Here is a 12,040-nt window from a genome sequence, read left to right on the forward strand (position 1 = left end):
ATATGTACAAGCTTTATGTAATATACGCACAAAAAAAAGAGAAATGGCATCCCATTTCTCTTTCTCACTCTTATTGTTCTTTACCTGTATCATTTGAAGGTAGTTTCTTCGCTTGTTTTTCTTTAAAGATTTCTCCGATTGCCCCAAGTGTACCAAGTGTTTCAATTGCATTAGATGGAATAAAGACTTTATTTGCTGGCCCTTTCGCAACCTCAATCAATGATTCAAATGATTTATAAGCAAGTACGCGCTCATCTAAATCTGCTGCGCGAAGTAATTCAATTCGGTTTTGTTCTGCTTTTGCGATTTCTTCAATCGCTCGTGCTTCCCCTTGTGCTTCTAATTCTTTTGCTTCTTTAATACCTTCTGCTTCACGAATACGTGCTTCTTTATCCCCTTCAGCCATCAAGATTTTACTTTGTTTTTCACCTTCAGCACGAAGAACTTTATCTTGTTTTGCAGCTTCCGCTTCTAAAATGATCGCACGTTTATTACGTTCTGCTTTCATTTGTTTTTCCATCGATGCTTGCACATCTTTTGGCGGGTTAATATCTACTACTTCAACACGTTCAATACGAACGCCCCATTTTTCTGTTGCTTCGTCAAGCGCTAAGCGAATTTCTGTTGAAATTTTCTCACGACCTGATAATGTTTCATCAAGTTCCATTTTACCAATAATTTGACGCATAGTTGCAGAAGTAATATTGCGAACACCATATTCATAATTAGAAATACCGTATGTCGCAAGTTCTGGTTCAACAATTTGATAGAAAATAATTGTATCAATTTCTACTTGTACATTATCTTTCGTTATTACCTTTTGCGGTGGTACATTCGTTTGTTGAATACGTAAATCATGATATACACGAACGCGATCTACAATCGGGATTAAAATATTTAATCCTGGGTGCATAATGCGTTGAAATTTACCAAACCTTTCAATAACCCCAACTTTTTGCTGTGGGATAATTTTAATCGTCAATGCAACAAATACAACGACAATCAATGCGAAAATAATCGTTAACGTTAATGCTACTACCATATTTATTCACTCTCCTTTTTTACTTGTAAAATAGTACTATGCCTCTTTATAACAACGACTTTTTCTCCAGCATCAATAGGAGTATCCGAAATAGCTGTCCAAGTATCTCCATCCACTTTCACAATACCGTTCACTTCACTTGTAATCGCTTGCATAACAATTCCCTTTTTACCAACAAGTTTATCTACTGTATCAGTAAAACCTTTTGCTTCTCGAAAGTTTTTTGAAATTCTTTTCGTAAAGAAGGTCAATGTTAAACTGACAATCGCACCAGCAACAACTTGTAAAAATAGTGCATCAGGAGCAAACAAAGCAATAAGACCTCCGACAACAGCCCCAATCCCAAGCCAAAGCATGTAAAACGTAATCGACAACATTTCTGCGATAAATAAAATACCTGCTATTATGAACCAAATCACCCATCCGGCCATATGCAACCCTCACTTTCTTTCTCATTTTCTATATGTATATGAAGAAAAGAATGGTTTATCCGCCCTTTCTCGTAGAGGGGCGTTTGCTACAAGCTATTATATATATTCGCTGTTACAACAAGCATTAATAAAATACTATATTAATATATTCTTCATTATACATGAAAATCCCTTTCAAAAAATGACAAAAAATTTAATTCTTTCAAAATTATATTTTTAAAATTATAATTATTCTAACTGAAAAACCATTATTTTTTGGAAGGTGGTATTCTTATTGCCGAAACGCTCACTAGCTTTCTATTTAGGCTCCAAAATGTGTATTACCCTTGCTGACATTGTATACATAATGATTATTACAACTCACATCTATATTACAACTAAATCAGCTACAATTACCGCTCTTTTTCCATTATTACAAGTAATCACAAATCTTATCGCGAACACATCTGCACCACTTATAATGAATCGTTTTCCATCTTATGCATTGCTATATACTCTACAATGGATTAAAACAGCTCTTTTAATATTGTTAATGATATTATTTCCTATTCTATCAACAAACATTTCTGCTCTTTTAACTTTTGTTATTTTCATTTCATTATGTAGTGGCTGGAGTGCGCCTTTACTATACGCCGTTATCCCACGCTTAACACCACAAGAAAAATTAGTAAAAGTAAATAGTGTCTTTTCCTTTTCAACACAAATTATACAAGCCGCTGCTTACTCATTTACAAGTATAATTGTTCTTCTCATTGGCGTTACTTCGACACTTATGATTAATAATCTATTAATGATTTTCGGATGTATTATATTACACCTTTCATTACAATCTGTACAAGCTGAACGAGTAGCAGAACCCACTTCTTCGAAAACTACTGCATTATTAGAGGGATGGAAACTGTTATTTCAACACCCGTCTCTACGCACAGTTACACTTATGGACTTAATTGAAACTTTTGCAGGAACGATATGGATCGGTGCTATTACGATGGCATATGTAACTACTGCTTTACATAAAGGCGAAGAATGGTGGGGATATATTAATACAAGTTATTATGTCGGAACATTAATTGGCGGAATATTGGCATGGAGAATGAGTACATATATTCAAAATAATTTAATACGCTCTATGGCGATAGGATCTCTTATGTTTAGTATTCTTACATTTTTATACGGTGTTACGAGCAGCGGAATTATTGCCTTATTCCTTTGTGTTCTAATGGGACCTTGTTATCAAATTAGAGATATTTCTCAAACGACGGTTTTACAATCAAGTGTCGCTCCTTCTTTATTGTCCAAAATGTATACGGCTCACGGTGCACTTCTCTCAACCGCTTCTGGTCTTTCTATGCTAAGTGTTGGCATAATTACTGACATTTTCGGTGTTCGTACTATTTATATCATCGCTTCTTTTCTTATTTTATGTTCTGCTTGTTTGTCTTTTAGCTTATTAAAGTATCAAAAAACGCAAAAGAAAGATATTTCTTTTTAATCTATATAACAAAAAGGACAGGGATTCCCTGTCCTTTTATATGTTCTATTTACGATAAATTCGGAATCTTTCTGTGTTTTGTCGCCTGTTCAAAAGCGTATGCTAGTTTAATTAATATTCCTTCACTAAAAGCAGCACTTGCAAGAGTAATTCCAAAAGGTCTCCCGCTTTCCATATATCCCGCAGGCATTGCTATAGATGGATAACCTGCTTTTGCACATATAGTGGATCCTATATAGGATGGGAACAGAATCGCATCGAGTTTATATTTTTCCAAAGCAAAATCAATACCTTGTCCTTGAGAAAAATATATATCTTCTAATCTTGCGTTTAAATATTCAGGATTTCTTAACGTGTTAGGAAAATCTATTCTTCTCTCTAACTTAGTTTGTCCATATTTCAAAGCCCTTTCTGCTATATTTTCATTAAACTCTATTAATTCCAACATAGAATGTACTGGAGTGGTAGAAGGTAATTTAGAAAGATAGTTATCTAAGCTATGCTTCAGTTCATAAAGCGGAACTCCCCAGCTCCATTCTCTATGAAAAGATGGAATATCAATATCTTCTACTATTATCGCTCCCTTACTACGTAAAACTTGAATCGTTTCCTTAAACAATTTTTCATCGTACTCTCCAGATTCATAATAATCTTTTGGCGCATTGCTAAATACACCAATCTTCGCCCCTTTTAAACCGTCAGCATCGAGGTAAGTTGTATAATCTTGATATACCATTCCTTCACTTTTATGAGTAGCTACATCCTTCTCATCCACCCCAGTTAGACTCCCTAGCAAAATAGCAGCATCTGTTACTGTTCTAGCAAATGGCCCAGCTGTATCTTGTGAATAAGTGAAAGGAATAATTCCACTACGACTAATTAACCCAACAGTCGGCTTAATACCTACAACTGAGTTTTGAACAGCCGGGCTCAAAATAGAAGCATCTGTCTCTGTTCCAACGGATAATACAGTAAAGTTAGCGGCAACTGCTATAGCAGACCCTGTACTTGAGCCACCAACGAACATATCATCCTCTCCTGTACCGTAAGGATTAATTGTTTGACCACCCCTAGCGCTATATCCAGCCCACATTTCAAAAGACATTCCATTTGCTAACTCTGTCATATTTGCTTTTCCTATTATCACTGCTCCTGCTTCTCGCAGTTTTTTTACGAGAAATGCATCTTCACTACTTATATTTTGTTCTAAGGCAATTGTACCTGCACTTGTATGCATTGAGTCATTCGTTTCAATATTATCCTTAAGTAAAACCGGTATACCATGTAATAGACCCCTTACACCTTTTGTCTTTCTTTCATGATCTAATGCTTCTGCAATAAAGATAGCATCTGGATTAATTTCTAAAATTGAATTAATTTTCGGTCCATCTTGGTCATACTTTGCGATTCTATAAAGATAATACATGACTAGTTCTTTTGAAGTTAACTGCCCATCTTCCATTTCCTTTTGAATATCATGAATTGTTAATTCTTTTTGCAATAATGTATTAAACTGGATTTCCATATTCGTTCTCCTTTTATAAGCCCTTTTATTGATGACGCGTATCTATTATTTTTTCATTTTCTCCGCTCCTCGCATAAATAACTACAATCCCTTTAAAGAACTTCAACTTACCAGTTAAAAAACCTTTAATTTCCAGAGAAATAAAAAGAGTCTGAAACGAACACATTGTCGCCCCAGACTCTTTTTATTATTTTACGTATACCTCTTCTAACAAATGTAAAAACTCTCCTTGTTTACCCGCTAATTCAGGGCATTTGTTAATATCAATCCACTCATAACAAAATACTAAACCTTTGTCTTCCTCACCAACACTCACTATATGCTCCCACGTATCTTTCACATCTGTTAATAATGAAATATGGAAAAAATGACGTTTTTGATATTCCTTTTTTTCTTTCACAAAAATAATGTAATCGGAAAGAAAGCGCTCGATACAAAAATGGCGTAGTCCTGACTCTTCTTGTACTTCACGTAAAATTGCTGCCTCTAACGTTTCCCCTTCATCTACTGTCCCACCTGGCACTTGGATACCAGCCTCTCGTATATCACGATGTTTAAAAACGAGTAGTTGCATAACCCCTTCTTTTTCTCTCGTAATATATGCATGTACCTTTTTCTTATATAACATCGTCATCTTAGCCCTCTCCCCTCAATTCATTACTGTGTTACTTCTTCAAGCGTCAGTTGGTTTTCATATAAATATGTAGCTTGCGGATTCCCAACATACCGTACATGCCACGGTTCATAACGATAACCAGTAATCCCTTCTTTCTCTTTCGTATATCGAATAACAAAACCAAACTTATGGGCATTTTCAGAAAGCCACTTTCCTTCTTTCGTCTCCCCAAAAACAGTTTCTAACTGAAACTTAGCTGATTGAGATGTAATATCCATAGCTAATCCTGTTTGATGTTCACTCGTACCAGGGACTGCACTAGACATCGCTGTCTTTGCTTCCCCATCTTGCCTTTTATACATCGTATTTAATGCTTTTTGTCGATCAAAAGATCTAAATCCAGAGACTGCAAAAAGGAAAATCCGCTCATTATTAGCTTGCTGAAACATTTCTTCAAGTGCCAACGCTGCCTCTTTCCTCATCTTTTTCTTCTCTTGATCACCTTCACTAGAGTAACGTACTTTCGGGATAACTAAATCTGGCGGTCTATACCCATCTGGTAACCGCCTATTTTTATTCACAAGTACAAGCATCGAATTTGGATTACTAATGACCGCGATATCTCCATCCATATTAGCAATCGTTTCTTTTGCTTTTGGAAATATATTATTTACATTTACTTCCCGCGCCTCTTGATCCTTGTACATCTTATAATTTATTCCTGCTACTCCAACAATTAGTATCATTGCTACGATACCAAGTAGTGCCCATCTTTTTTTCATATAACGACCTCTTATTTTAATAATTTGGCCATTTCATACTCATCGACACCTTTTCCATCGATGATAAGAGCAGATTTTTTGACACCTTCTTGTTCAAATCCAATTTTGCTATATAGTGCCTGAGCTCTTGTATTGTGGGCCATTACCGTTAATTCTAAACGCCATACATCATGTAATCTTGCCCACTTCTCTACTTCTTTAAACAAACTCGTTCCAATACCTCGGCCACTATACTCTTGCAAAATACCAATTACAATGCCTGCCACATGTCTCTTTCTTTGAATATTATTTCCATTAACTAAAATAAATCCTACTATTCTCTCTTCTTCAACTGCTACAAATATTGTTGCATATTCATTTTCTATAAAACGGTGGACCATCTTTTCTTGTTGCTCTACTGTAGTTTTTCGTTCTCCTGGTTCGTATAACATAAATTTCGTTTCTTCGTCTAATTGCTTACTTAATTGTAAAAATAATGCTGCATCTTCTACTCTAATCTCCCGAATCACCTTAATCACCCTACCCATTCCATTAGTTAAAAATTTTCCTTATAAAAAGATTTTCTCTACTATTCTGAAAAAACCCTTTCTAAATTCCTTACTATAAATAGACAAATTTCGATATTACTATAATAATAGTTAATTATGTCTATTATGTGACATTTCTTTCTACCTATAGATTATGAACAAACAAATAAACGTAAGCTTCTTGCTTACGTTTATCCCGCATTAACAGGTATCCTGATTGGTAAGGGCTACTAATCAGTAGGATGAGCACTCACCAATTAAATTTTCACTTTATCCATTTACTTTTTCAGCTTGCCAAAAATATTCTCCAAATGCTTTAGCAAGAGCATCTATCGATCTATTTAATTCGTCCTCTGTATTGTCTACGCCACCAACTTCAATTAATATGGCTTGTCCTGATAAGTCTTGATTATAGACTCCATTTCCTGTTTGGAATCCTTTTTGAATTACACCACGGCTCACTCCTGGATATTTCTTATTAATCGTCTCATGTAAAGCCGTTGCTAATTGTAAGTTTTTTTCATAGTTTTTGTTACCTTTCCCTATTACAAAAGCAAGCTTTGCATATGATTTATCTCCAATTGTTTTTGTCGTGACATTTTTCCGTGCACTATCACGGTGCAAATCGAAAAAATATTGGAGTTCTTTATTACCGGCCATCGCTTCTTGTACAATTTCTCGTGACAGTTTATAAGAACTATTACTGTTTAATCCTTTACTTATTAACTTTTGGCCGACATCAGTCTTATCGTTATTAGCACCTATACCTTCACTTTCCAGTTGTTCCCGAAAACGATCTCCAACTATTGAGATATTCGTTACAGAACTCGTTGCTTTATTCGGATCTGGGTCATTCGTTAAGTTCAGTAACGGCAAATAAGATTCCCAACTATGTGTATGATAAATGAATGCAACTTGTCTTTTCCCCGTTGTTTGAGCTGGCTGTTTCTTTTCTTTATTCGGATCAGGCTTAGGAACTTGTCCAGCTTCTCCAGTCCGTTCCTTCACTACTTCTTCAAGAGGAACACTCGATTCTATCGGTAAGTTGGAATAATTTGTTCCTTCACCTGCTATAACGATTTCCGTATCATATTTCCCAAATCCCGGAAGTTCTTTCCCGACAAAACTACGTACATCATCAAAACGAATATTCGTAGCCATCGAAAAGAGGAATGAAGAAATAGAAAAGTCTTGATTCAAATTCCGGTACTCCTGTGTAAAATAATGATTCTCTTTCCCAATAACGTACATGTAACCATTCATTGATAACTCATTCAACCAATTATATAAATACGTTGACTTCGTCTCTTTCATGGAAGTTACCATTACACTAATAAGAAAAAAAGTCGCTAATACCGTAGTAATAACAAATAAAATTAATTTGCGTACACTTGTTAATTTCACGTAAAAAAAGCCTCGATTCATACTATCACCCTCTCTATTTCAAGTTATGTACAAGCTCTAGAGAATAGACCGTTTAAATTTCGGCTATATTGTTAATGAGGTGAAATGAATTGAAGCTATTAATAGGTGCATTACCAATCGCTCTATCAATTACTTTTTATTTACTTGCTTTACATCCTAAAATTCGTATTGTGCTCCATATTTCTGCGTACCTAGCATTGTATGTACTTGGGACTATAATTTCTATTACTATATATGATGTTTTAATACAAAATCTAGTTTTCATGACAAGCATTCATGGAATTTTACTAAATCCATTTTTTCTACTCTCAGGAGCATATATAGGTATATACACGTTGTACTTAATTTTGTCTCAAATTATTATGAAACTAATGAATTCCCAAAATGGAGTGTAACTAAATGCATCCACCATTCATCTGTCATAAATGTAAAAAAAGAATAACGAGAAAGAAAGATCTTATTACCTCTATACGGTATTTCCACTTTTATTTATTTCACAACACTTGTTTCAAAAATCAGCAATTATTTGTCTCACGTTTTATTCCTATAAATACACTCTTTGGTTTTTTTCTTATTACATACGGGCTTATCGCTGGCAGCATTCTAATGTTCACAGATCCCTCTATCATTTGGCTTATTTTTTTGCTTCCTATTTTATATCGTTTTTTTTCATATTATTATGTTGAACGTTTTTTCTCTAAATAACGGGTAGACTGACCTCTAGGAATACTTAAACATTCCCAATCATTTTCTTTTAACATTTTACCAATGTAAATGATTTGTCCAATATGTAAAGCATAATGAGAAATTTGCCTTTCGATCGCTTGCATGACAGTGTGCTCTTCTCCGCGAATGTATACTTTCTGCAAAATCTGCTCTGGCGTTAAATTATCCAAAGCTTCAAAAACATATTCCCACCCTTCTTGCCACGCAGCAAGAGCTTCTTGTTTTGAATTGTAGCCACCTTCAAATTCACCATCTCGATTACGGTCTGTTTTTTCGCCATCAGACATTAAAAATTCCGTCTATCTTGAACGCATATTACCATGTAAATGCTTAATAATAATTGCAATACTATTTGTCTCCTCATGAAGAGACCACATTATCTGTTCATAAGTTAATTGAGAAAGTACTCGTTCTCCTTGATTTTGTGTTGCTTTAAAATTCGAAATTGCACATTTTAAATATTCTTGTCCGATATCCAAATTAACACCCACTTTCACACTAACTAATTTTCGTTCCATTCGGTAGTTCCATATTAGGCTGAAGTAAAATAACATCGCCAGCTTCAGGAACCCCCCCCAATACAAGCACTTCTGATTTAAATCCTGCCACACGCTTTGGTGGGAAATTCACAACAGCAACCACTTGTTGACCGATTAAATCTTCTGGGCTATATCTTTTCGTAATTTGAGCACTGGACTGCTTAACCCCTAGCTCTCCAAAATCAATTTCTAACTTAATTGCAGGAACCCTTGCTTCTTTAAATTCCTCCGCCTTCCTTACAGTCCCAATACGCAAATCCAAATTTAAAAAATCTTCAAAACTAGCCATTTTATCAAACCTCCCAATTACTACTTAGACAAAATATAAAAATCCCCTTCAAAAAAGAAAGGTGCCTAGGCACCTTTCTTTTGTAACTCACTTGATTCATTTGATTTATAGAAGAAGAAACCGAGAACCCCGCCAATACATGCTGGGATTAACCATCCTATTCCTTCTTTATATAATGGTAGCATTTGTAGTACATTTGAAATTGCGTCAATTTTGATATTCGCACTTTCTAAACCATTAAATAAGCTAATTGACAAGGCACCTAATATTGCTCCAATATAAATTGTATTACGCTTTCCAATCCATTTATGGAAATACGAAAGTACAATTAATACAATTGCAACTGGATAAATGATCATTAACACTGGTAAAGTTACTGCGATTAATTGTGTTAATCCTAGGTTAGATACAATTAAACTAAACACACATACCATCGTTACAATCGTTCTATGCGAAAGTTTTGGGAATAAGTTTGTAAAGAAGCCCGCACAGGCAGATGTTAATCCAACAGAAGTTGTTAAACAAGCGAGTATAATAACAAGACCTAATAAAATTTTACCACTTGTTCCATATAACTCATTTACAACATTCGTTAAAATAAGACCACCGTTTTCTGACACACCAAGTGATGTACTTGTTGAACCAAGATAAGCAAGTGATAAATAGATTAACGTTAAACCAAGTACAGCAATAATACCTGATACAACTGTTGTTTTTGCAATTTGACTACTCTCTTTGATTCCCTTAGAGCGGATAACTTGCACAACGACAATTCCAAATACAAGCGCACTAATTGCATCCATCGTTAAATATCCTTGAATAAATCCACCAAAGAAAGCATTTTCTTTGTATGCCGCTAGCGGCGCAGCTGGTTCTCCAATCGGATCAATAATTGCCTTTCCGACAATAACAGCAACAATCAATACTAACAATGGTGTAAGAAATTTCCCGAACCAATCCACTAATTTAGATGGATTTAATGATAAATACCACGTTATTCCGAAGAAAACTATAGTAAAAAGAAATAGCATGTACCATTCTGAAACCATTGCTTCTGATAAAAATGGCTTCATACCCATTTCAAATGAAACGGCTCCCGTACGCGGAATCGCGAAAAATGGTCCAATCGCTAAATAACTAATTAATGGGAAAACAAACGCAAATATAGGGTGAACTCTAGAAGATAACGCTTTCAAGTCCCCCTCTACAAACGCGACAGCTGTGACAGCTAATAGGGGTAAACCGACTCCCGTTACAAGGAATCCAATTGTAGCAATCCAAACATTTTCTCCTGCTTGTTGACCTAAAACTGGTGGGAAAATTAAATTTCCTGCTCCTAAAAATAATGCAAATAACATTAAACCAATTGCTAGCGTATCACCTGGCCTTAATCGTCCCTTCATTTCTTTAAATTGCATAGCACTTTTTCATTGTTTTTCTCTATTCTCACAATATGCTATGCATCCTCCTCTCTGTTCATGATCATAAAAGATGCCCCTTACAAAGCAATGTCTTTCTCCATAATTTCTCCATTCCCCTTTTAATTACTCTAAATAATAAATTTTGATTTTTTTGAATATTTAAGTCATTAGAGTGTTATAACGCGGAGTTTAGTTGTCAGACCTCTTTGCTTTTATCACACATATAGTAACATATTTAGTTGAAAAATAAAAACATATTTTTAAATAGAATTTTTAGAAAATCAAAATTATCCACATATACTCCCTTTATTTATTCTATTACACAAATATTTTTTTAAATTTAATATTCATATATTTTATTATATTTAGATATCTTTGCATGAAAGAAAGTAAAAGCCATCAAAAATAAGATGGCTTTACTTGTTAGTCTATCGTTTCAACTTCACGTGGATTATTCATCTCTTCAACATACACAACTCTAAATCCATGATCTTCTAAATCCTTTAGCAATGTTTCTAATTCACTATCTTCAAACTCTTCTCCTAATGTAAACATAATTCTGCGTACTAATAAAGCATCATTATCAAAAGTCATTAAACTTTGAATACCAGTGTATTTCTTTAGCACTGTCGATAATTTTTGAATGGCCCCATTATAATCTTGTGTTCCAATCATGACAGAATATTTACTAGAATGGACTCCCCATGCATCTTCCAATAGTTCAAAAACTTTTTTATGAGTTAAAATACCAAGGAAGATCCCTTTTTCATTAACTACTGATAAATAAGGTAGCTTTTTAATTGTAAAAAATACTTTAAAGAAGGAAGAGTCTTCTCTCACGTACCCATCTTTATCGTTCAATAATTGTAATACATTATCTTCAAGTGAACCTTTATATTCTAAAATATCTACTTTGTATACATTCCCTAAAAATTTCTCTTTTTTTTCATCTAAAACTGGTACACAACGATACCCTGTTTTATTTAAGTGCTCTAGCGCTTCCCCTACTGTAATTGAGCCAGAGCAAAATAAAACTTCCCTTTTCGGCACATAATTCCCTTTAATCCTCATAAATAGCCTCCTTATGTTAAAATACTTTCTGTGCCATAACTATATTATATTTTCAGAAAAAAATAAATGATTTATTTTATTTTTCTGAAAATTATTCATTTTCTTGTCATAATTTATTCATGAATCATTCACTTGTATGATCTTCAGTATCAAA

Annotated in this window: 13 protein-coding genes and 1 pseudogene; 3 read left to right on the top strand and 11 right to left on the bottom strand. The window is 34.4% G+C overall.

What is annotated here, in order from left to right; translation table 11 throughout:
- Positions 1-70 precede the first annotated feature (70 nt).
- Entirely contained in the window at positions 71-1,042 is a 972-nt protein-coding gene (locus CDB3_RS14060; RefSeq protein ID WP_128854912.1) for an SPFH domain-containing protein, read from the bottom strand.
- Positions 1,043-1,044: 2 nt separating this feature from the next.
- On the bottom strand, positions 1,045-1,473 hold the full coding sequence (locus CDB3_RS14065; RefSeq protein ID WP_000929496.1) for an NfeD family protein: 429 nt from the start codon (positions 1,471-1,473) through the stop codon (positions 1,045-1,047).
- A gap of 274 nt (positions 1,474-1,747) precedes the next feature.
- Between CDB3_RS14065 and CDB3_RS14070 the strand changes: the two genes are divergently transcribed.
- Complete coding sequence (locus tag CDB3_RS14070; RefSeq protein ID WP_128854913.1) at positions 1,748-2,965, top strand: MFS transporter; 1,218 nt, start codon at positions 1,748-1,750, stop codon at positions 2,963-2,965.
- A gap of 49 nt (positions 2,966-3,014) precedes the next feature.
- On the opposite strand, the gene CDB3_RS14075 is transcribed toward CDB3_RS14070, so the two are convergent.
- From CDB3_RS14075 to spoIIP, 5 genes are all read right to left on the bottom strand, one after another.
- Entirely contained in the window at positions 3,015-4,490 is a 1,476-nt protein-coding gene (locus CDB3_RS14075) for an amidase family protein (protein ID WP_128854914.1), read from the bottom strand.
- Positions 4,491-4,677: 187 nt separating this feature from the next.
- Positions 4,678-5,124 (bottom strand): NUDIX hydrolase, encoded by a 447-nt coding sequence (locus CDB3_RS14085; RefSeq protein WP_128854915.1) that lies wholly within the window; start codon positions 5,122-5,124, stop codon positions 4,678-4,680.
- A gap of 23 nt (positions 5,125-5,147) precedes the next feature.
- Positions 5,148-5,888 (bottom strand): M15 family metallopeptidase, encoded by a 741-nt coding sequence (locus CDB3_RS14090; protein ID WP_128854916.1) that lies wholly within the window; start codon positions 5,886-5,888, stop codon positions 5,148-5,150.
- Positions 5,889-5,899: 11 nt separating this feature from the next.
- Positions 5,900-6,397 (bottom strand): GNAT family N-acetyltransferase, encoded by a 498-nt coding sequence (locus CDB3_RS14095; RefSeq protein ID WP_098890108.1) that lies wholly within the window; start codon positions 6,395-6,397, stop codon positions 5,900-5,902.
- Positions 6,398-6,685: 288 nt separating this feature from the next.
- The gene (gene spoIIP / locus CDB3_RS14105) at positions 6,686-7,840 is read right to left on the bottom strand and encodes a stage II sporulation protein SpoIIP (RefSeq protein WP_128854917.1); all 1,155 of its coding nucleotides are present in this window, start codon (positions 7,838-7,840) and stop codon (positions 6,686-6,688) included.
- A gap of 89 nt (positions 7,841-7,929) precedes the next feature.
- On the opposite strand from spoIIP, the gene CDB3_RS14110 reads away from it, so the two are divergent.
- Both CDB3_RS14110 and CDB3_RS32395 read left to right on the top strand, forming a co-directional pair.
- Positions 7,930-8,235: a hypothetical protein gene (locus tag CDB3_RS14110; RefSeq protein WP_128854918.1), complete on the top strand. Its 306-nt coding sequence runs from the start codon at positions 7,930-7,932 to the stop codon at positions 8,233-8,235.
- A 4-nt stretch (positions 8,236-8,239) separates the two neighbouring features.
- On the top strand, positions 8,240-8,545 hold the full coding sequence (locus CDB3_RS32395; RefSeq protein ID WP_128854919.1) for a permease: 306 nt from the start codon (positions 8,240-8,242) through the stop codon (positions 8,543-8,545).
- Here CDB3_RS32395 and CDB3_RS14120 read toward each other — a convergent pair.
- From CDB3_RS14120 to cbpA, 4 genes and pseudogenes are all read right to left on the bottom strand, one after another.
- Positions 8,518-9,084, bottom strand: a pseudogene (locus CDB3_RS14120) (DUF1572 domain-containing protein). The gene CDB3_RS32395 and the pseudogene CDB3_RS14120 sit on opposite strands and share 28 nt — an antisense overlap.
- Positions 9,065-9,394, bottom strand: coding sequence for a chaperone CsaA (csaA, locus tag CDB3_RS14125; RefSeq protein WP_097829717.1), 330 nt, complete (start codon positions 9,392-9,394; stop codon positions 9,065-9,067). The pseudogene CDB3_RS14120 and the gene csaA overlap by 20 nt, the downstream one beginning before the upstream one ends.
- Before the next feature lie 65 nt (positions 9,395-9,459).
- Positions 9,460-10,797: a branched-chain amino acid transport system II carrier protein BrnQ4 gene (brnQ4, locus tag CDB3_RS14130; protein WP_097829805.1), complete on the bottom strand. Its 1,338-nt coding sequence runs from the start codon at positions 10,795-10,797 to the stop codon at positions 9,460-9,462.
- 441 nt (positions 10,798-11,238) lie between these two features.
- Positions 11,239-11,886, bottom strand: a complete 648-nt coding sequence (gene cbpA, locus CDB3_RS14135) for a cyclic di-AMP binding protein CbpA (RefSeq protein ID WP_098361930.1) — start codon at positions 11,884-11,886, stop codon at positions 11,239-11,241.
- Between the last annotated feature and the right edge of the window lie 154 nt (positions 11,887-12,040).

It is taken from the genome of Bacillus sp. CDB3, assembly GCF_002081505.1.
Classification (GTDB): Bacteria; Bacillota; Bacilli; order Bacillales; family Bacillaceae_G; genus Bacillus_A; species Bacillus_A cereus_AT.